19 protein-coding genes are annotated in these 21,725 nt (G+C 45.6%); 5 read left to right on the forward strand and 14 right to left on the reverse strand.

What is annotated here, in order from left to right:
* Positions 1 to 35: 35 nt before the first annotated feature.
* From QR721_RS11375 to QR721_RS11420, 10 genes are all read right to left on the reverse strand, one after another.
* Positions 36 to 278, reverse strand: a complete 243-nt coding sequence (locus QR721_RS11375) for a type B 50S ribosomal protein L31 (RefSeq protein WP_348027039.1) — start codon at positions 276 to 278, stop codon at positions 36 to 38.
* Positions 279 to 782: 504 nt separating this feature from the next.
* On the reverse strand, positions 783 to 2,054 hold the full coding sequence (gene rho, locus QR721_RS11380; RefSeq protein ID WP_348027041.1) for a transcription termination factor Rho: 1,272 nt from the start codon (positions 2,052 to 2,054) through the stop codon (positions 783 to 785).
* A gap of 267 nt (positions 2,055 to 2,321) precedes the next feature.
* On the reverse strand, positions 2,322 to 3,287 hold the full coding sequence (gene glpX, locus QR721_RS11385) for a class II fructose-bisphosphatase (RefSeq protein WP_348027043.1): 966 nt from the start codon (positions 3,285 to 3,287) through the stop codon (positions 2,322 to 2,324).
* A 61-nt stretch (positions 3,288 to 3,348) separates the two neighbouring features.
* The gene (gene murA, locus QR721_RS11390; protein WP_348027045.1) at positions 3,349 to 4,635 is read right to left on the reverse strand and encodes a UDP-N-acetylglucosamine 1-carboxyvinyltransferase; all 1,287 of its coding nucleotides are present in this window, start codon (positions 4,633 to 4,635) and stop codon (positions 3,349 to 3,351) included.
* A 66-nt stretch (positions 4,636 to 4,701) separates the two neighbouring features.
* A complete protein-coding gene (fsa, locus tag QR721_RS11395) occupies positions 4,702 to 5,343 on the reverse strand; it encodes a fructose-6-phosphate aldolase (RefSeq protein ID WP_348027047.1) in 642 nt (213 codons plus the stop codon).
* Between the two features lie 235 nt (positions 5,344 to 5,578).
* Positions 5,579 to 5,947, reverse strand: coding sequence for a response regulator (locus QR721_RS11400; RefSeq protein WP_348027049.1), 369 nt, complete (start codon positions 5,945 to 5,947; stop codon positions 5,579 to 5,581).
* Between the two features lie 285 nt (positions 5,948 to 6,232).
* Positions 6,233 to 7,837 (reverse strand): CTP synthase, encoded by a 1,605-nt coding sequence (gene pyrG, locus QR721_RS11405; protein ID WP_348027051.1) that lies wholly within the window; start codon positions 7,835 to 7,837, stop codon positions 6,233 to 6,235.
* A gap of 192 nt (positions 7,838 to 8,029) precedes the next feature.
* On the reverse strand, positions 8,030 to 8,557 hold the full coding sequence (gene rpoE / locus QR721_RS11410; protein ID WP_348027053.1) for a DNA-directed RNA polymerase subunit delta: 528 nt from the start codon (positions 8,555 to 8,557) through the stop codon (positions 8,030 to 8,032).
* Between the two features lie 195 nt (positions 8,558 to 8,752).
* Positions 8,753 to 10,423, reverse strand: a complete 1,671-nt coding sequence (gene argS, locus QR721_RS11415) for an arginine--tRNA ligase (RefSeq protein ID WP_348027055.1) — start codon at positions 10,421 to 10,423, stop codon at positions 8,753 to 8,755.
* Complete coding sequence (locus tag QR721_RS11420) at positions 10,420 to 10,854, reverse strand: YwiB family protein (RefSeq protein WP_348027057.1); 435 nt, start codon at positions 10,852 to 10,854, stop codon at positions 10,420 to 10,422. The genes argS and QR721_RS11420 overlap by 4 nt, the downstream gene beginning before the upstream one ends.
* 191 nt (positions 10,855 to 11,045) lie before the next feature.
* On the opposite strand from QR721_RS11420, the gene QR721_RS11425 reads away from it, so the two are divergent.
* Positions 11,046 to 13,157 carry a transglycosylase domain-containing protein gene (locus tag QR721_RS11425; RefSeq protein WP_348027059.1) on the forward strand — a complete coding sequence of 704 codons (2,112 nt, stop codon included), beginning with the start codon at positions 11,046 to 11,048 and terminating at the stop codon, positions 13,155 to 13,157.
* Between the two features lie 144 nt (positions 13,158 to 13,301).
* Here QR721_RS11425 and QR721_RS11430 read toward each other — a convergent pair whose 3' ends face one another.
* Together QR721_RS11430 and QR721_RS11435 are read right to left on the reverse strand one after the other, a co-directional pair.
* A complete protein-coding gene (locus QR721_RS11430; RefSeq protein ID WP_348027061.1) occupies positions 13,302 to 14,210 on the reverse strand; it encodes a GDSL-type esterase/lipase family protein in 909 nt (302 codons plus the stop codon).
* Positions 14,211 to 14,321: 111 nt separating this feature from the next.
* Entirely contained in the window at positions 14,322 to 14,837 is a 516-nt protein-coding gene (locus tag QR721_RS11435) for a YwhD family protein (RefSeq protein ID WP_348027063.1), read from the reverse strand.
* A gap of 334 nt (positions 14,838 to 15,171) precedes the next feature.
* Between QR721_RS11435 and QR721_RS11440 the strand changes: the two genes are divergently transcribed.
* Together QR721_RS11440 and QR721_RS11445 are read left to right on the forward strand one after the other, a co-directional pair.
* Positions 15,172 to 16,674 carry a YfcC family protein gene (locus QR721_RS11440; protein ID WP_348027065.1) on the forward strand — a complete coding sequence of 501 codons (1,503 nt, stop codon included), beginning with the start codon at positions 15,172 to 15,174 and terminating at the stop codon, positions 16,672 to 16,674.
* Between the two features lie 18 nt (positions 16,675 to 16,692).
* Positions 16,693 to 17,877 (forward strand): amidohydrolase, encoded by a 1,185-nt coding sequence (locus QR721_RS11445; protein ID WP_348027066.1) that lies wholly within the window; start codon positions 16,693 to 16,695, stop codon positions 17,875 to 17,877.
* A 107-nt stretch (positions 17,878 to 17,984) separates the two neighbouring features.
* Here QR721_RS11445 and QR721_RS11450 read toward each other — a convergent pair whose 3' ends face one another.
* The gene (locus QR721_RS11450; RefSeq protein ID WP_348027068.1) at positions 17,985 to 18,494 is read right to left on the reverse strand and encodes a YwgA family protein; all 510 of its coding nucleotides are present in this window, start codon (positions 18,492 to 18,494) and stop codon (positions 17,985 to 17,987) included.
* On the reverse strand, positions 18,484 to 19,800 hold the full coding sequence (locus QR721_RS11455; RefSeq protein WP_348027070.1) for an HD domain-containing protein: 1,317 nt from the start codon (positions 19,798 to 19,800) through the stop codon (positions 18,484 to 18,486). The genes QR721_RS11450 and QR721_RS11455 overlap by 11 nt, the downstream gene beginning before the upstream one ends.
* Before the next feature lie 105 nt (positions 19,801 to 19,905).
* Here QR721_RS11455 and QR721_RS11460 point away from each other — a divergent pair, with 105 nt between their 5' ends.
* Together QR721_RS11460 and hemQ are read left to right on the forward strand one after the other, a co-directional pair.
* The gene (locus QR721_RS11460; protein ID WP_348027072.1) at positions 19,906 to 20,763 is read left to right on the forward strand and encodes a lipoate--protein ligase family protein; all 858 of its coding nucleotides are present in this window, start codon (positions 19,906 to 19,908) and stop codon (positions 20,761 to 20,763) included.
* 105 nt (positions 20,764 to 20,868) lie between these two features.
* Entirely contained in the window at positions 20,869 to 21,618 is a 750-nt protein-coding gene (hemQ, locus tag QR721_RS11465; protein WP_348027074.1) for a hydrogen peroxide-dependent heme synthase, read from the forward strand.
* Positions 21,619 to 21,725: the final 107 nt, after the last annotated feature.

Consider the following 21,725-nt stretch of genomic DNA (forward strand, 5'->3'; position numbering starts at 1 on the left):
CGGAAACTTGCGGCAAGCCGCATATTCCGTAATTATTAGAGATTGTATTTCTTTTTGAAACGATCAACACGTCCGCCGACTTTGTCAGCTTTCTGCTTACCAGTGTAGAACGGATGTGTGTCAGAGCTGATTTCAACACGGATTACAGGGTAAGTGTTGCCATCTTCCCACTCGATTGTTTCGTCAGAAGATTTAGTAGAACCGCTCAAGAATTTGAAGTCTGAGCTAGAATCAAGAAATACAACTTTGCGGTATTCCGGATGGATATCCTGTTTCATTATAATACGCTCCTTATGCCCTGAATCCTTTGGAAACAGAGTTGTTTTGAGAGTCTTAGGAGACATTAGGTCCACGTTCAACTCACATTTCTACATTATAACAGCGCAACTCAACCTTTGCAAGACATGTCAGAAAAAGAAAAACAGCTGAAATTGAATTGCGTCCAAGTTCTGGAGTGATATGCACGGGTTGCTGTTAGAAACCTGGTATCTATCCCGTGCGCTTGTTTGAGATAAGCCCGGTAAGCTCTATTTTATTTAATCCGGCTCTCCGGGCTAGGAGCTGGCGTCATAGTCAATCGCTGCGCCGGATGCTAAGAACCGCATCCTCTGCACCGCTTGTCTATGAGCGGCGCTCCTTAACGAGCCCGGTAAGCTCTATTTTTTAATCCGGTTCAACTGGCTAGAAACTTGCGTCATAAGTCTTTCTCCTACAAAGTCCAAAATCAGGACTTTTCCGGTGAAATGCTTATGAGCTGCGTTTCTGGAAGAGCCAGTTTCACACTATTTTTTCCTCTTCATTTCTTCCTCTACCTGCGCTAGGAAGTCTTCGTTGCTTTTTGTGTTGCGGAGTTTTTTCAGGAAGCGTTCGAGGAATTCATGGGAGTCCTGCATTGATTTGCGCATGGCCCAAGCTTTCTCGAGATCTTCTTTTGGCAGAAGTAGTTCTTCTTTTCGTGTCCCGGAACGCAAAATATCGATTGCCGGGAAGATGCGGCGTTCAGCGAGCTGGCGATCGAGATGGAGTTCCATATTGCCTGTTCCTTTGAATTCCTCATAAATAACGTCATCCATGCGTGAACCTGTATCAACAAGCGCTGTAGCAAGGATTGTCAGACTTCCGCCTTCTTCAATGTTGCGTGCTGCTCCGAAGAATCGTTTCGGACGGTGGAATGCTGCCGGGTCAATACCACCAGAAAGTGTCCGTCCGCTTGGTGGAATCGCCAAGTTGTACGCACGGGCGAGTCTAGTAATGCTATCCATAAGAATAACGACATCGCGCTTATGCTCTACAAGACGCATCGCCCGCTCCAGCACAAGCTCAGAAACTCGGATATGGCTTTCCGGTACTTCATCGAAAGTCGAGCTGACAACATCAACATTCGGATGAACGGAGCGCTCAATGTCTGTTACTTCCTCAGGACGTTCGTCAACGAGAAGGATGATCAGCTTCGTATCCGGGTGATTTGTTGATATGCTGTGGGCAATTTGCTTAAGCAAAATTGTCTTACCCGCCTTTGGTGCAGCAACAATAAGACCGCGCTGCCCGAAGCCGACTGGAGCCATCATATCCATAATTCGCGTCGACAATTGGTTTTGTTCCGTTTCCATCTTCATAAGACGATCCGGATAGAGGGCAGTAAGTGCCGGGAAGTGAACACGTTCCTTCGCTGAATCAGGATTCTGGCCATTGACTGCATCTACATGCAACAGACCGAAGTAGCGCTCATTTTCTTTAGGCGGACGCACTTTTCCGGAAACTTTATCCCCATTACGTAAATCAAATCGGCGAATTTGAGATGCAGAAATGTAAATGTCCTCTGCACTTGGCGCATAGTTGATCGGACGCAAAAATCCGAATCCTTCCGAAGGGATGATTTCAAGAATACCATCCATGAAGAAGAACCCGTCTTTTTCCGCCTGCGCTTTCAAAATAGCGAAAATGAGTTCACGTTTTGTCAGTTTGGCATAATACGAGACTTTGTACTCGCGTGCCAGATTATAGATTTCTTTCAAAGTCAAAGTTTCCAGTTTTGATATTGTCAATCCGCTCATTCTATTATCACGCCTATTCTTATGAGTTATTTAAAAAAGTGAGATTCGATTTCCAATTGGAGGATCAAACTGGCAGCAGAAGCTGTAACAGATTGATCGGTTGAAGGCAATTGTAGAAGCTATATGATAGAAGTTTGCAATCTTGCATTTGCCGGTGTAACAGGAACCGCTAATTCAATAAAAAAATCAGAAAAATGCCGACAGATAATGCGGCAACTTTCATGAAAAAGCAGCTGCAGCGGATGAGCCGCCGCAGCTGGTTCTTAATTATTCAATGACAAGGTTCGGTTTAAGATCGAGTCTGTGTTCACCTTCAATAAAACGAACTGTACCGCTCTTCGCACGCATAACCATTGTCTGTGTCTTCGCTTTGCCGCCTTTAAACTGAACGCCTTTAAGCAATTCGCCATCTGTGACGCCTGTTCCTGCAAAGATTGCATCATCTCCGCCACAGAAGTCGTCCATATAGAATACTTTGTTAATATCCTCAATGCCCATCTTCTTGCAGCGCTCGCGCTGTTCATCGTCTTCCGGCATTAGGATTCCCTGCATTTCACCACCAAGGCATTTCAAGGCTACAGCCGAGATTACACCTTCAGGAGCACCACCAGTACCGAATAGGATGTCAACACCAGTTGAATCAAAAGCAGTGTTAATTGCAGCTGCAACATCTCCTGCTTCAATCAGTTTGATGCGAGCGCCTGCTTGGCGGATTTCATCAATGATTTCCTTGTGGCGCGGACGATCAAGAATAGTTGCGACAACTTCTTCAATGTCCTTGTTCTTCGCTTTAGCAACTGCTTTCAAGTTATCAGTAACAGATGCGTTAATATCGATCTTACCTACCGCTTCCGGGCCTACTGCAATTTTCTTCATATACATGTCCGGCGCATGAAGCAAGTGGCCTCTGTCCGCAATTGCAATAACAGCAAGTGCGTTCCATGAACCGTTTGCCACGATGCTCGTGCCTTCCACTGGGTCTACTGCAATATCTACATCAGGTCCGGAACCAGTACCAAGTTCTTCGCCGATATACAGCATTGGAGCCTCGTCCATTTCTCCCTCGCCGATAACGACTTTTCCGTTCATCGGAATTGTGCCAAGCACTTTACGCATAGCTTCAGTTGCTGCACCATCCGCTTCGTTTTTCTGACCTTTACCCATCCAGCGTGCTGCTGAAAGTGCTGCTGCTTCCGTTACGCGTACAATTTCCATTGTTAGACTACGTTCCATTGATGATCTCTCCTTTAGTGCGTTCTCGCCACTTTCATGTTTTGGCTGGTGTACCAATCTTTTAGGAATTCTTCGTCTGTTCCTCTTCGTCAACCGTCATTTCATCACGCCATATACTGGCTCCAAGAGATGTCAGTTTGCCTGTCAAATCTTCATAACCACGGTCGATATGCTCAAGTCCTGTTACTTCAGTCACACCGCTCGCCATGAGCCCGGCAATGACAAGAGCAGCTCCAGCACGAAGGTCCGATGCCCTTACTCTAGCGCCTTCAAGCTTCGCAGGACCTGATACAATCGCAGATCCGCTCTCGACTTTGATCGGCGCATTCATCCGGCGCAACTCATCGATATGTTTCAGTCGTGCAGTATAAACTGTATCCGTCACGATGCCGACACCTTCAGCTTTGGTCAGAAGGCTTGTGAAAGGCTGCTGCAAATCTGTAGGGAATCCCGGGTAGACAAGTGTCTTGATGTCCACGCCTTTCAGCTTCCCGCCGCCAATGACGAGAAGTTGATCATCCTTTTCCTCAATGCGGACGCCCATTTCACGCAATTTTGCCAAGAGTGACTCAAGATGCTGGGGAATGACATTATCAATGAGCACTTCACCGCCGACAGCTGCAGCAGCGATTGCATAAGTACCGGCTTCGATCCGATCCGGGATAATCGTATGCTTCGTACCATGCAAAGATTCTACCCCTTCAATGCGGATCACATCAGTGCCTGCACCCTTAATCTTCGCTCCCATATTCGTAAGCAATGTTGCGACATCGATGATTTCAGGTTCCTTTGCAGCATTCTCAATAACCGTCTTCCCTTTTGCGAGAACGGCAGCAAGCATGATGTTGATCGTGGCGCCAACACTAACAATATCCAGATAAATTGTCGTACCGCGCAATTCCTCGGCACGCAGGTAGATTGCTCCCTGTTCATTCGTCACTTTAGCACCAAGTGCTTCGAATCCTTTAATATGCTGGTCAATCGGACGCGGACCGAGATAACAGCCCCCAGGCAGTCCGATTACTGCTTGTTTAAATCGTCCGAGCATAGCACCCATGAAGTAATAAGAAGCGCGTAATTGCTTCACATGTCCATTCGGCAACGGCATGGAAATCATCTTTGACGGATCGATATGGACAGTTGACCCATCCCATCTCACTTCACCGCCGATTTCCTGCAACAGTTCACTTAGCGCATTCATATCCGAAATTTGAGGCAAACCCTCTATTGTCACTTCGGAATCAGCCAAAATAGCGGCAGGCAGCAACGCGACAGCGCTGTTTTTCGCGCCCCCGATTTTCACTGTACCCGACAGTGTGCGGCCACCTTCGATTAACATTTTTTGCATGACTCGACCTCTTTTCAATCTATTGTTCCAAAATACAAAGCTGCGGTCAACTCATCACGAACTTAATTACTTGCGGTTGTTCCAGTCTTTCATGAAGATCTCAATTCCCTTATCAGTTAGTGGATGAGCTGCAAGTGTGCTCAATACTTTGAATGGAATTGTAGCGATATCCGCTCCATTAAGAGCCGCTTCCGTAACATGCTGCGGATGGCGGATTGATGCTGCAATGATCTGAGTCGGAATATCATGTATATCAAAAATATCAGAAATCTGAGCAATCAGCTCGACTCCGTTTTGTCCAATATCATCAAGACGTCCAAGGAATGGAGAAACATATGTCGCTCCTGCACGCGCTGCGAGCAAAGCCTGGTTCGCATTGAAAATAAGCGTTACATTCGTTTTGATCCCAAGATCGCTGAATGCTTTAACCGCCTTCAAGCCTTCCAATGTCATCGGAACTTTCACCGTAATGTTCGGTGCAATGGCAGCCAGTTCCTTACCTTCCTTAATCATGCCTTCAGCATCTTCAGCAATAACTTCAGCGCTTACTGAACCGGCAACCTCTTTTGTAATCTCACGGAGACGGTCATGGAAAGAGACGCCTTCTTTTGCCACAAGACTTGGATTCGTTGTAACACCTGCCAGAATACCAAGCTCATTGGCCTTTCTGATTTCGTCGATATTGGCTGTATCAATGAAAAATTTCATATTAGTCGCTCCTTTTGTTGCATGGACTGTGCCATATGTTCTTGCCACAACTTCTCAGGTTGTGACAGATCCTGGATTGCTGAATTGCAATAGTTCTGCAGCTGACAAGGGATGCACCCCATCCCTACACCAGTCAATCTGCAATTCCCATTTACCAATCAGGGTCGCAGTCAGTTTCTCCCACTCACTTATTAAGAATACCAACTCGCTCTGCATGGCGCAACATTTGACTGTATTAACTTGTTCCGCCTTCAATTATGTAACGTGCCAGGCTGCAAACATCCTGTAAATTGAATGGTTTTTCAATCACCGCTTCTGTCACTTGACCGAGCCAATCTTCGCAGGCAATCCCGTCACGCATGCCCGTCATAAAAACAGTCGGCACATATATTCCGAGTATCTGCATCTGCTCGATCACCTCAATTCCTGAGTAGATCGGAAGCTGATTATCAAGCATCAAAAGTTTATAAGTATGTTTCTGCAGCATATTCAGTGCATCCTGCCCCGTTGAAGCCGTATGTACTTCATACCCTTCATGCGTAAATGTTTCTTGCAAAAGCAAGCGAATACCCGTGTGGTCATCCACCACCAGAATCTCCGCCATAGACTATCATCCCCTGTTCTTCGTCCAATATATGTATGTTATTAGATGAATTGTCATTCAGCAAAAGAATTCTTGCTGAAAAGCTCTCTCTCTAGCTCTCTCGGCTTTTCCCTGCTTTTCTCTATTCTCGGCTTAATTCGACCTAGGGATGTACAATTCCTGCTTGACATCTGCATTAACAGACATATTGAACAAAAAACATCTCCGTCCTGTCTGACGGAGATGTTACTTGCCGGAATTAAGATACATTCCTCTATTGAATTGTTTTAGGAAATCTCTTGGATATTAACCTTGGTGCTTTACAGCTGCTCCTACGAAACCTGCAAAGAGTTCTTGTGGGCGTGTTGGACGAGACTTGAACTCAGGATGGAACTGGCAAGCGACGAACCAAGGGTGATCCGGAAGCTCGATTGTTTCAACAAGACGTCCGTCTGGGCTCGTACCAGAGAAGACAAGTCCTTTGCCTTCAAGCTGCTCGCGATAGTCGTTATTGAACTCATAACGGTGGCGATGGCGCTCATCGACCATATCAACGTTGCCATAAGCTTCTTTTGTCTTCGTACCATCAACAAGTTTGCAAGGGTAAGCCCCAAGACGCAATGTGCCTCCAAGATCGGAAATACCTTTCTGTTCAGGAAGCAAGTCGATGATTGGATGCTTCGCCTGTGGCTGGAATTCAGCTGAGTGTGCATCTTCAAGACCGGCTACATTACGGGCAAATTCAACAGTTGCCAACTGCATACCAAGGCAAATACCGAAGAACGGAATCTTGTTCTCGCGTGCATAGCGGATCGCTTCAATCTTGCCTTCAATACCGCGATCACCGAAGCCGCCTGGAACAAGAATACCATCAACGTGAGACAATTCTTCACGGATTGATTCGCTATCCAATTCTTCAGCATTGATCCAATGGATTTCGATATCTGTATCATATGCATAACCTGCGTGCTTAAGAGATTCAGCTACAGAAAGGTATGCATCTGGAAGTTCCACATATTTACCGACAAGGCCGATGTGAACTTTTTTCGACAAACCGCGTACTTTATCAACAAGCTGCTTCCACTCTTCCATATCAGCTGGTGCACAATCCAGACCGAAATGTTTGCAGACAAGATCATCCGCATGCTGCTCTTGAAGAGCAAGTGGTACTTGGTACAATGTATCAGCATCGCGCATTTCAACAACTGCTTCTTTATTCGTATCGCAGAACAAAGCAATCTTATCCTTGATGTCCTGGCTGATCGGATACTCTGTACGAAGCACGATCATATCAGGCTGGATACCGAGTGAACGCAATTCCTTAACGCTATGCTGTGTCGGTTTAGTCTTGATTTCACCGGCAGCCTTGATGAATGGTACGAGTGTGCAATGAACATACATGACGTGGTTACGTCCGATATCATTTTTGATTTGGCGAATCGCTTCAAGGAATGGAAGAGATTCGATATCACCAACAGTACCGCCGATTTCAGTAATAACGACGTCTGCCTTCGTTTCCTGGCCGGCGCGCAATACTTGTTCTTTGATTTCATTCGTAATATGCGGGATGACCTGAACTGTAGCACCAAGATAATCACCGCGGCGTTCTTTGGCAATGACACTGGAATATACTTTACCAGTCGTAATGTTGGAATACTTGTTCAAGTTGATATCGATGAAACGTTCGTAGTGACCAAGGTCAAGGTCTGTTTCAGCCCCATCTTCTGTTACGAATACTTCACCGTGCTGGTACGGGCTCATTGTTCCCGGGTCTACGTTGATGTATGGATCGAACTTCTGAAGTGTTACCTTCAATCCGCGATTTTTCAGCAAACGGCCCAGGGAAGCCGCTGTAATGCCCTTGCCAAGTGAAGATACAACGCCACCAGTGACAAAAATGTATTTAGTCAAAACTCATCCCTCTTTCTACATGCAGTGTATATATTAGGTTCAGGCAGCGAACTGCCGATTGAAATTTCATTCAGGTGGCAAACAAGAAAAGCGTTCCCCCGAAAAACAGGGGAAACGCTTGATTTTAAATATTGAGAGCCCAAGAAAAATTGTACTCATCTCACTATTAAAAGTCAAGAAGCGTTTTCCGCTTTACTCTTCGTCTTCCTCATCTGTATCAATGATATCGAAGCCTTCCGCGAATACGTTCGCTTCGTCATCTTCATCATCTTCGTCGTCGTCAAAGTCCTTGTTCTTGATTCGATCTGCTTCAAGGCCTTCTTCCTCTTCTTCCTCGTCACCGTCGAAACCAGCTTCAAGCTCAAGTTCTTCCTCTTCTTCGAATACATAATCTTCGTCGAAGTCCTCATCTTCATCCTTAACAGCTTTCTTGCGCTTTTTCGTAGGCGCAGCTGCAACTTCCTCATCAATCTGGTCGACCGGATACCAGCGCTTCAGACCCCATACGTTCGAACCGATTGTCATGAATCTGCCGTCCACATTCAAATCTGTGTAGAACTGGACAAGCTGTTCATCCTTTTCACCTTCTGAAAATCCTTTGATTTTGGCAATTCTATCAAAAGCTTCGTGGAAATCGAGAGCTTTTTTCTCATCTTTCATAAGCATGTTCGCCAGGTCAATCATGGCCACATTCTTCAATTCTTCTTGGCTGTGATTCACTTCCACACACTCCTCTTCATTCTCATTGTCGGGTGTTCTGCAAAACAGTCCGGGTTTTAGAAAAGCCAGGATTGCTGCCTGCCAGGTCGCAACGCCTGCATTAGCACGTCCTGTGAGTTAACGTTCAAAAAACAATACCACCCATTATACCCGAAAATGGGTGGCTTATGCCAGCTGTAATGAAAACTTTTTCCGTTACATTTGTTCAGGTGCTTTAACGCCGAGCAGCTTCAAGCTGTTCTGCAATGTAATGCGGACTGCTCTCATGAGTGCAATGCGGGATTGCGTCAATTCTTTGTTTTCCGGATCGAGTACTTTTTCTGCATTGTAGAAGCTGTGTAGTGCAGAAGCGAGTTCGAAAACGTATTGCGTCATTTTATGCGGCGCGAATTTCTCAGCGGCATCTGCTACTGCTTGTGGGAATGCCCCGAGCTGTTTCAACAGGTCGAGTTCCTTTTCAGAAGTAAGCAAGCTCGCGTCAAAATCGCCATCAACGTTAAAGCCTTTGCTCTCAGCCTGCTTCAGCATTGTGCAAATGCGGGCATGTGCGTACTGAACGTAGAAGACCGGGTTGTCGTTGGACTGGGATCTTGCGAGTTCCACATCGAAGTCGAGCTGAGAGTCATTCGAACGTGTCAGGAAGTAGTAGCGGACTGCGTCAACACCTACTTCATCAACCAGGTCACGCAATGCAACGAGCTTCCCTGCCCGCTTCGACATTTTCATCTTTTCGCCGCCTTCGAACAGGTTCACCATCTGGATGATTTTCACATCCATTTTGTCTGCTGGATAGCCAAGCGCCTGGATTGCTGCGCGCATGCGCGGAATATATCCGTGGTGGTCTGCACCCCAAACGTTGATGATCTTGTCATAACCACGATCAAGCTTGTCCTTATGGTAAGCGATATCCGGAGTCAAATACGTATAGTTGCCATCATTTTTAATAAGAACACGGTCTTTGTCATCACCGAAGTCTGTGGAGCGGAACCAGAGCGCGCCCTCTTTCTGATACGTATACTCACCCTCGGCGAGCTTTCTCAAAGCATCGTCAATTTTGCCGTCCTTGTAAAGACTTCTTTCTGAGAACCAATTGTCAAAGAAGACACCGAAGCGGTCCAAGTCGACACGAAGCTTGTTCAGCTCGTACTTCAATCCATATTCCTTGAAGAAATCAAGACGCTCTTCTTCTGACTTCTCCGTCCAGCTCTCTTTGTATTCCATGACAAGGGCTTTGGCAATGCCGATGACATCTTCACCATGGTAGCCGTCTTCCGGCATTTCACGGTCTTCACCAAGCTCTTGGAAATAACGAGCATCCACAGACTTCGCAAGATTATCAATCTGGCTTCCTGCATCATTGATATAGTATTCACGGTCGACGTCATAGCCAGCTGCTGCAAGCACATTGCAAAGTACATCGCCAAATGCAGCGCCACGGGCATGTCCAAGGTGCAAGTCGCCTGTCGGGTTTACAGATACGAATTCAACTTGGATGCGTTGCCCATTACCAGCACCAGTTTTACCATAGTCGGCTTTTTCATCAAGAATGAGTTTGACAAGGTCTCCAAGATAATCTTCTTTCATGAAGAAATTGATGAAACCAGGTCCGGCAATCTCAATTTCATCAACGGAAGCCTTAGATTTATCAAGGGTGTTCACGATGTCTTCAGCGATCTGGCGAGGTGCTTTCTTCGCAATGCGTGCGAGCTGCATCGCAATATTCGCCGCAAAGTCGCCATGCTGTTTGTCTTTCGGTTTTTCCAAGATGATATCGGGCATTTCTGCAGCCGTTGCAAGCTCGGCCTTGAGGACTGCATCTGCAATGGCCTGTTTCAGCTGATCTTCTGTTTGTGACAAGACGTTCATTCGCCGTCCGCCTCCTTCTCATATTCGAACATTAGTTGATGATTCCGTTCTTCCTGTCCATTGAGCCTGACTGTATAGGCAATCTCTAGCTTGCCGCCCTCAGGCCCTTTCCCATGAAAGAAACGCTCTGTCCGCGTCTCCATATGAAGAGAACCGTGCGGATGCTGGTAGACATTCTCTGTAATGCCGTCCGGCTTAAAAGATTGGTGCATGCCAACAGCGCCCGACCGTTTAATGCTTGCGGAAGCGGACTTCACTGTCACGAGATTGCGGATCATGCTTCCTTCGTATTCCTCTTCATACGTAATGACATCGGCATGTTCCACACGTCTCAGCATCCCAGTGTGGCTTGAGCTGTTTCTCTCTTCCCCATTGTCATCGGAGATCACAGTCTCCAGTCTGATCAATACGGGTATTTTGTCAGATTTCATTCCAATCGCTCCTGAACCTGAGATGAACAATATAATTTTCTATTATAGCCCTCTCCAACCCGCTTAGGCAATAGGAATCTCTCGCCTCGAGATGTCAGATAACTGCTTTCTTCAGCTCTATGTGTTTATTATTGTCCATTTCTTCCCATAATAGCGACTAACAGAAGGATTACTGAACCAGAGGTGAGAGAATGAGAACATCGCGCCGCATGCAACGAAGAAAGAGAAGACGGATTTTGAAATGGTTCATCCTGATCTGCATCATGCTCCCAGTCATGGTCATCGGTGGCATGTACGCGGCAAGCTACATTGCTGGCCCACCGCCAATCGGATCTGTAGAGAAGACTGTCTACTACAGCAAGGATGATGAACGGATTGACAAGACTTCCGGCAATAGCCAGAACTATGTCCCTCTCAGTGAAATCACACCAAGCCTCGTCAATGCAACAATTGCTATCGAGGATCGTAACTTTTACAACCATCACGGCTTTGACTTCAAGAGAATCGGCGGATCTATTTTGGCGGACATCCGGACCCTCTCTTTAAAAGAAGGCGCCAGCACACTAACCCAGCAGTATGCGCGGAATTTATACCTTTCGCATGAAAAGACATGGACTCGAAAAGCGAAGGAAGCCTACTATACAACAAGACTCGAAATGTACTACTCAAAACAAGAAATTCTCGAAGGCTATCTGAACCGCGTCTATTACGGCCACGGTGCCTATGGAGTGGAAGCAGCGAGCCGCTATTATTTCAACAAACATGCTAGTGATCTGACGATTGCAGAATCGGCCATGCTCGCCGGTATCCCGAAAGGCCCGACATACTATTCTCCTTTCAATGATAAAGAAAGAGCCACAGCGAGACAGCAGCTCATTCTGAAAGTGATGCAAAAGGAACAGTACATCACAAGTGCGGAATATGAACAGGCCGTTTCGGAACAGCTCGTTTACAACGAACCTGGGGAGCGAAGCAAGGATGAAGTCGGCCCCTACTTTCAAGATATGGTTGACCGTGAAGCTGCCAAACTGCTCGATAAAGATATTGAATCGTTGAGATCCGGCGGCTATAAAATCTACACCACGTTGGATGTTTCCATGCAGGAAAAGCTCGATGAACAAATTGAGAAGGACATGAAGCCGGAGACGAAGATGGAAGTCGGTGCCATTGCCATGGATCCGCACACAGGAGAACTTCGGGCAATTGCAGGCGGTAGAGATTATGAGAAGAGCACTTACAACCGTGCTGTCTCCGCTGTCCGGATGCCCGGCTCGACATTCAAGCCGCTCCTCTATTACGCAGCACTCGAAAAAGGATATACAGCAAGCACACCGCTCATGAGCTCACCGACCTCATTCGAGCTGGAAGACGGCAAAGTATACGAACCAAATAACTACAATGGCTATTATGCGAACAAACCGATTACGATGGCTCAGGCACTCGCACTTTCCGATAATATTTATGCCGTGAAGACGAACATGTTCCTGAAGCCAGAGACACTTGTCCGTACTGCCAGAATCTTCGGCATCAAAAGCAAGCTCGCTCCTGTCCCTTCCCTGGCACTTGGCAGCTATGAAGTGTCCGTAAAGGAAATGGTTTCTGCCTACAGCATGATCGCAAACGGCGGACAAAAGGTGGACCTGCATACAGTCCGGAAGATTGAAGATGCAAGCGGCGATACGTTGTATGAAAACGATACAAAGACAGGTCAACAAGTGCTGGACCGCTCTAAAGCATTCATTCTCACCCATCTTATGACCGGCATTTTTGATGAAAAACTAAATGGCTATATGCAAGTAACCGGCGCGTCAATCTCAAAACAGCTCACGCGCGAATACGCGGGAAAGACTGGCTCAACAGACAGTGACAGCTGGATGATTGGTTATAGCCCGGAGCTCGCAGTCGGAGTCTGGACTGGCTATGATGACAACAAGAAAATAGAAAATGCAGACGAAATGGGCTATGCGAAAAATATTTGGGCCGGGTTCATGGAGCAGGCACATGACCCTGAGAGAAAATTACCTTTCCTCGTCCCTGCAGGCGTTGTTCCAGTAAAGGTTGATCCCGAGACCGGCCTGCGCGCAACCCCTTATTGCAATAACAGCCGCGTCATGTATTTCGAGAAGAAGTCTGCTCCAAAGGAAACGTGTACGATCCACATGCATGGCGAGGATCTGGCGAAAGACTGGTTCGAATCAGAGGACAAACCACCAATTGATCCGAATCTAGAGAAAAAGAAACAAAAAGAAGAGAAAAAGCGGCGCAAAGAAATGGTTGATAAGTGGAAAGCCATTATTGAGTGACCGCAAAAAAGACAGCTGCACCCCTTTTGGAGAGCGGCTGTCTTTTATATATTTTCTTATACTGTTCAGATACTGTTTTATAAATGTAATTAGGTCTAGAACCAGAAAATTGTTTCTGGCACTATTATTAAAGCAACTCTAGTATTAGTATTCTTGAGTCAATGAATGGCCAAGCAATGAAGCAATTTGCAAATTCGTCAACTGGCTGGACAACTTAGAAGATCTGCCAACCTTATCTGACTGTCTCTGTATTATGCCGGCACGCCCATTTGGCATCAGGGCATATGGCCGCATCTTTTCCCAGAAAAGATCTGCAACCTTGCTGTAACCTGCCAGGCTGAGATGAATATTTCTCGGGTTCGGAATATACGTTTCATAGTCCTTGGCAATTGCCGCTCCTGTACGAACAAAGACAACATTGGATTGCTCGGTGCTTGCAGCAATTTCCTTATTCAGCAGTTTCAGAACTTGATTAATTCTTGGTTGCTGTTCTTTAGCAAGGTAAGGAAAAGGATTATAATATCCCATTACAAAAATCTTAGCATCCGGATTCAGAGACTTGATTAACGACTCGATCTTTTGCAAATTCTGTTTTGTCTCTTGCAGACTTAGAGCAACTTCCCTTTCATCATAATCTAGGCCTCTCGTCTTTTTATTCACTTTGACATGTTCGAACATATCATTGGCCCCAGCTGTAATTGTGATCAAATCAGCATGTTGTATTGCATCCTGAATTGATATTGTGTTTGTCTTATACCCAAATCCCTTTATGTTCCTATTCACATTCTGCCTAATATCTTTCAATACATCCTTAGTAGTGTAACCCGGTATGGAGAACCCTTTGTCAAAAGACATTAAAGGATATTCTTTTTTCATCTGACTGGCCAGCATATCAGCATAACTCCTGTTAAGACCGCCTTGTGGGGTCATGCCGGCAGCAAGAGAGTCACCAAGCGCTACATAATTCAATTGCCCTGCGGAAGCGGAGACTTCCCATGCCGGACAAAGGAATAGCAGCAAGGCAATTAGCATCAATCCATAATACTTTTTCAAACTCCATTCACCTCCATAACCTAATACATTCCTTAATTTGATTGCAGAAAAACAAAAAAAGTGCGGAATCTCCTCTGAATCAGGAAGCCTCCACACTTTTGTCCTCAAAGCTTAATCCGACAGCGCGTCCTTCAATTCCTTTGGTGCACGCTCCCACATATCCTTATCAAAGTCGATCAGGAAGTCACGCAGCAGATGCTTTGACTTGTCATCGATATGATCGAGTACGTATTTCCCTTTCAGCGACTGCTCCATATGCTTCACATGTTCCGGCAAACGCTTGTAGCCGCGCTTCGCCTCTTTATCAACACGGATTTCGCTCGCAGCGGCGCCATGATAATAAGGCCCCTCCGGTCCGCGTTCGACGACAACCCAGCAAATCCAGTACAGCTTCGCATTCGGAACATCTTCCCTGTTCGGCAGCATTTTCACACGGCGTTCAATTTCACTTCGGGCATGCATGGCACCCATGTCAATGAAAGCCTTGCCCTCTTCCGGGTCGATAATGACCGGTGACATATTTTCAAGACTGATCGCACCGACACCGTAGCCGCCGTGTCCATCAGTCGAATCATCTTTAATAATCGTAAAAGCATTTGATTTCTTTTTGCCCTTTTCTTCACTCATTGTTCAACTCTCCTTCCCATCTATTCCAATATCAATGTAATCCCATATTAGCACAAAAAATGCCCCCGTTCATGCGAATGGTTCGTGAATCACTTTGAACGAAATACAAATAGACTCGTCCAAAGAACCACAACCGTATGTCGTATCTTTTCTTTGTTGTGGGGGATACTTTTAAATAGAAATCATTTATACAATCTCGCCTTGATTATTTCCTAAAAAAGCGGTTCACTCAGATGCTGAGACAGACACCATTATTCTATTCAACTCCATTTTTTTGCTTTATCGGTAAGAAGAAGACTGTTTGAAATCCTAAACCTTTTCAGGAGGAATGAAATTGAACGAAGAGAAACATAAATTTAAAATGCCGACAACTTACACCATCCTCTTTGCAATTATTTTCCTCATTGCTGTGCTAACCTGGATTGTTCCGGCTGGCCAATATGACACAGACAAAAATGGGAATCTCATTCCTGGTACATATAAGATAATGGAGTCTCATCCTCAAGGTTTTTGGGATGTAGCAAAAGCTCCCATCGTCGGCATGCTTGGCAATGACAAAACACCTGGGGCTATTCCGGTATCCTTATTCATTCTTATTATTGGCGGGTTCCTTGGAATCGTCAACAAAACGAAAGCTCTTGATAATGGGATTGAATCGATATTGAAGAAGTATCGAGGTCGTGAGAAGAAATTAATTATCATTCTAATGACCTTATTCTCACTAGGCGGGACGATTTATGGAATGGCTGAAGAAACATTAGCCTTTTACCCACTTCTGATTGCCATTATGGTCAGCATCGGACTTGATACGATTACAGCGGTCGCCACAATCTTAGTAGCAACTACAGTAGGCAGCCTGGCTTCAACGGTAAACCCTTTCGCAACAGGGGTAGCTGCTCAGGCTGCAGGTATTTCTCCAGGTGAAGGGTTAATTTGGCGAATCGCACTTTACGTTATTTTAATTGCAATTGCGATTCTTTACGTTTATCGTTATGCGTCAAAAATAGAAAAGAATCCCGAGAAATCATACGTTTACGCTGACCGTGAGAAGAACATCCGCAGGTTCAAGCTGGAAAGCACGGACCACAGTATCACGCAAACACAGAAAAGAGTATTATGGCTCTTTATCTTAACGTTTTCTCTCATGATTATAGGATTAATCCCATGGAGCAGTATAAATCAAAATTGGACATTCTTCTCGAAATTGACGAACTGGATCACACATATCCCAATCTTAGGAAGCTTAATTGGAAAAGATATCACACCTCCCGGGGATTGGTACTTCACCGAGATTACCCTCCTCTTTATGGTAATGTCTATTGTCATTGGGTTGGCTGCGAAGATGGATGAAGAAGAGATTGTAGAGACTTTTGTGAACGGTGCGAAAGACATGGTGAAAGTCGCCTTCATCGTAGGGATTGCCAGAGGGATTCAAGTAGTGATGAATGATGGCTATATGACAGCAACACTCCTGCATTATGGAGAAGTATACTTAAGCAATCTGCCGCCAGTCCTATTCAGTATCATCACTTACCTTTTCTATATCCCGATGAGTTTCCTGATTTACTCCACTTCCGGCCTTGCTTCCGCGACAATGGGAGTTATGAGTGGCTTGGGAGATTTTGTAGGCGTGCCGAAACATATTATCATTATGGCATTTCAAGCTGGCAACGGTACAGTTAACCTGTTCAGCCCAACATCAGCACTTGTTATGGCGGTCCTCGGAATGACAGGAATTTCATTAGGGACCTGGTTCAAATTTATCGCAAAGTTTTTAGCAATTGTATTTGTCATCGTTTGTGCATTTTTGACGATGGTTACGTTAATTACATCATAATAATTAGGGAGTTGCATCATGAAACCACTAGCTGAATTAAAAGGACAATTTCTACAAGAACTCTCAAAATTAAAGGAAGTCGCTTTTAATTACAATTATGACTTGGCTGAACATCCTGAGATTTCCGGCCATGAGTTTGAGACTGTAAAAAAGATCTATTCTATTTTAGAAGATAACAATTTGAAGATTGAAAAAGAGTTGGGTGGATTGCCAACTGCATTCAAAGCTACAGTTAAAGAAGATGTGAATTCCGATGTAAGAATTGGCATCTTAATGGAATTCGACGCCCTTCCAGAAGTAGGACATGCATGCGGCCATAGTGCCAGCGGCAGCCTAAGTATGCTCGCAGCATTGGCACTTTCAAAAATGACCGAGAATCTGGAAGGCAATATCGATTTAATCGGAACACCTGATGAAGAAGTGGCCGGTCGAAAAATCGACCTTGGCAAACAAGGCTATTTTGATAATTATAATTACGTCATTATGATTCATATGAATTCGAATGTAACATGGCCAGCTGTTAAATTTCTCGCCCTTTCAGATTTAGAAATAAACTTTACAGGTATGCCCGCCCATGCTTCCGCTTCGCCATGGGAAGGGAAAAACGCTCTGAACGGCGCGATGCTTGCACTACACGGGATGGACATGCTCCGTCAGCATGTAAAATCGGATACCCGTATTTCCAGTATCATTACAAAAGGCGGCGAATCTACAAATGTTATTCCTGCAAAGGCTCAAATTCAGACTGCCCTTAGGAGTAGCGATCGCGCTTATTTGGACAAAGTAGAAAAAAAAGTGAAGAAGTGTGCTGATGGGGCTGCAATGGCCACGGAAACAGAAGTGGAGTACCATAACATAAACGCAGATTTCGCTGATATGAAGCTAAATGAGCCGGGGATTGATACAATCCGTGACGTGATGAGAGAGCTGGACGTTCCTTTCGAAGAAGACGATGGATCCATGCTAGCAAGTTCCGATATCGGCAACGTTAGCCACATTTGCCCTGCATTTCACCCGATGCTCGCTGTATCAGATAAGTACTTTGCCCACCATACACCAGAATTTGCAGCAGCAATGAAAACAGACCATATTAGGGATGTTATTGAAATCGGAGCTAAAATTATCGGCTTCTTTATCTTGACGACACTAACTGATCCTGAATTATTGAAAAAGATTAAACAAGATTTCGCAGAGAATAAATAATTGATTGAGGGTTCTCCTATTCGGAAGAACCTTTTTCTTTTTTGGTTGCCTAAAAACAAAAAGGAAGCGCCTCTCAGACGCTCCCCCTCATCCATGCATGGAACAAATCAGTGCACATTCATGCTGCTTTGCAATTCTTCAATGAACTGCCAAGCTTCTGCCATTTCTTCATCCGTATATTTCTGTTTCGGTTTGACGATGTGGACTTTCGCTTCTGCTTCGGCTCTTTCGAATTCCTCGAAATAGCAGATTGTCGAGACAAGCTCCAAGAAACGAGAGCTCTTCGATTGCAACAGCTCCACTTGCTCAGAGAAGTCAGGCATGTCCAACTCAAACTGTTCGACAAAGTCTTTTCCTTCTGGCGTGATCTCATAATTGTAGCGGAAGTAGTTCCCCTTATCCTCACGCTCTTCCTTTAGGAGATTCAAATTGCACAGCTCTTCAACGCGCAAAGTGAGTTCCTCGGAATACGGTCCATAGAAGTGGAACTGGAATTTCTCCGCAAACGGAATGCGGTTCTTTTGTAAAATATAAATCATCTTCTGCAGTTTTTTACGGCCTCCAACGCGGTTCGCCACCGAGAAGAAATGCACCAATTTGGCATGATTATTCAGCACGCACATGTCCTCCTTGTCCATGCAAAATTTCATATATGCGTTTCTTAAGCTCTTTGTCCGTACAAGCTTCAAGCAAGTCATCCGGGTAGTAGAGTTTGTGATCTGTTCGTTTCTTGCCCGAGATCGCTTCAACGATATCCGAGTTGCGGGACAGTTCTTTCAGTTCGCCGCCGGGCATGATCAGATTGATTGGCAGCCGTTCTTCCTCTTCGCCCGGACGATAGAAATCATACGGCAGGTCACTTGAGGAATCTACTTCCAAATAATAGTTCGGTTCAATGCCAGCCTGCTGGAACAGTTTGTGAAGCTCCATCCACTCGCGAATTTGCAAATGCGGATTGAACTCGACATATTTGAATAGGCGGCGATTCATGAATCTCTCGCATAAGTCTGCGAGAATTTCGTCAGACTCTTCCTGCCATAGCTGGAAGTAATAATAGACAATCGATTCGTCAAGCTTCAGATAGTCTTCCAAAGAAACATCTTCCTTGAAGAAGGAAATGAAATGGAGCGGCTTCAGTTTGAATGAATAGCCCTTTCCATAAAGCTCCTTCGCCCGGTGCAGGATTTTTGTCAAAATGACCTCCGCACTGCGGGTGACAGGGTGGAAGTACACTTGCCAGTACATCTGATAGCGACTCATGATATAGTCCTCCACCGCATGCATCCCGGACTGCTTGATCGCAACCTGGTCATCCATCGGCCTCATGACGCGCAAAATCCGCTCCATGTCGAAATGTCCGTAGCTGACACCTGTGTAATACGCATCACGCTGCAAATAATCCATTCGGTCCGCGTCAATCTGACTCGAAATGAGGCTGACGACAAGTTTCTTCTCAGATGTTTTTGCTATGACATCAGCGACTTTCTGGCTGAAACCCGGTTCAACACGCTCAAGCACCTTGTTGATTTCCGTATTTCCAGTCAGAATGCGCTGCGTAAACACTTCATGATCCAAGTTGAAAATTTTCTCGAATGAATGCGAAAACGGTCCATGTCCGAGATCATGAAGCAGCGCAGCGCATAGTGAAAGCAGCCTGTCCGACTCATCCCAATGTGGTCTATCCTGGAAATTGAAAAGAATCCGTCTCACAATTTCATAGACGCCAAGAGAATGGTTGAAGCGGCTGTGTTCTGCCCCGTGGAAAGTAAGATAGGTCGTTCCAAGCTGGCGGATCCTGCGCAGACGCTGGAACTCAGATGTCGCAATGAGATCCCAGATGACGCGGTCCCTTACATGGACATAGCGATGCACCGGATCTTTGAACACCTTCTCCTCATGAAGTTTCTCATTTTTATACGCCATACGATTTCCAACCCGTTTCTTTTCGATGCTTTTCGTTATAGTATATAGTAATTGAGCAAACATAAAAAGGATAATTAAAAAATAGTTCGAAACCCGGGTGATAATGTGGAAAATTGGCAGGAGACTTTTGAAAAAACAGCATTTCGCATATTCGATCAATCAAAAACCGAGACCTTTGCCGGCGAGCGTATGACAGCTGAAATGTCCTTCGCAATCGACGACGCATTGGCACTTTCCGTGTCTGAAACCACCCTACCAGCGATGCGGCTATGGGTGCATAATCCATCTATCGTACTCGGCATCCCGGATTCGAGACTGCCGCATCTGCCTGAAGCGCTCGACTATGCTGCAGTGCAAGGACATGATGTCATCATTCGCAATTCAGGTGGACTTGCTGTCGTGCTTGATCATGATGTGCTGAACATATCCCTTATTCTGCCAGGGTCCAAACATCTCGGCATTCATGAAGGCTATGATTTAATGGTCGCTTTCGTCCGTTACATGCTGCGCGATCTGACAGACAAGATTGAGGCATATGAAATTGTCGGCTCCTACTGCCCGGGGGATTATGACTTGAGCATCGGTGGGAGAAAATTCGCCGGCATCTCTCAAAGACGGGTGAAAGACGGTGTCGCTGTTCAGATTTATTTGGACGCAGCCGGAGACAGCAGAAAGCGCGCTGAGCTTGTAAAAGATTTTTATAATATTGGCTTAGGCGGGGAAACGGTTAAAAATCCGCCTCCTGACATTCGGCCGGAAACGATGGCCTCCCTATCAGAATTGCTTGGGATTTCCATAAGTGCTAATGACCTCGGAAGACGTGCCATTTTAAGTCTCGATTCGCTTTCTGCGGGATGTTCTTTTAGTGATTTCACTGTTAAAGAACTTGCAGACTTCCAAACACGATTACAACAAATGAAAAAGCGGAATGAACCGATCAGATGTCACAAATCCGACAATTAACCTATGGTAAAAGCAGGTCAACCGGCTCGGATACATGCCCTGGGACATGCTGTATGATATAATTCCACTTGAGAAGACTACGTGATGATTAAAGGAGAGATCAAGATGGCTGAACAAGCAGTAGAAACAATGGATGGCTGGTATTGCCTGCATGATTTCCGCAACATTGACTGGCCCGCATGGAAACAGGCCGCACCTGAAGAGCGCGCCGAAGCAATTGGTGAACTGAAGGAATTGCTTGCCAAATGGGAAGCTGTTGAGGAGAAGAAGGAAGGCAGCCACGCGTTCTATCAAATCGTAGGTCAGAAAGCAGACATCATGTTCATGCTTTTGCGTCCGACTATGAATGAACTCGGCAACTTCGAAACAGAACTTGCAAAATCCAAGATCGGCGACTACTTGCTGCCGGCTTACTCATATGTGTCTGTTGTCGAACTTTCGAAATACCGCGCGTACGAGGAAGAGCATCCTGAGGAGAACCCTCATGTGAAAGCCCGCCTTCAGCCAATCCTGCCAAAATGGGAGCATATGTGCTTCTATCCAATGGACAAACGTCGCGGCGACCAGCATAACTGGTATGATACAGACTTCAAAAAGCGTGCCGGACTGCTTTATGAACATAGCAAAACAGGCCGCAAATACTCAGGTAAAGTATCTCAGATTATCTCTGGTTCCTTCGGCTTCGATGACTGGGAATGGGGCGTTACACTCTTCGCTCACGATGTCATCAACTTGAAGAAAATCGTATACGAAATGCGTTTTGACGAAGCGAGCGCTCACTATGCAGAATTTGGTGAATTCCTCGTCGGTAACATTCTTGATAAAGAATCAGTCACATCTTATCTTGAAGTATAAGACTCTTTTGCACCCTGTCGCTATCTTGCGGCGGGGTTTTTTATGTTTTAAGGGTGGAAACCAGCTCACCCTTAAGTTGTGTTCGCGGACTCGCACATAAAACCGTA

Source organism: Aciduricibacillus chroicocephali (genome assembly GCF_030762805.1).
Taxonomy (GTDB): Bacteria; Bacillota; Bacilli; order Bacillales; family Amphibacillaceae; genus Aciduricibacillus; species Aciduricibacillus chroicocephali.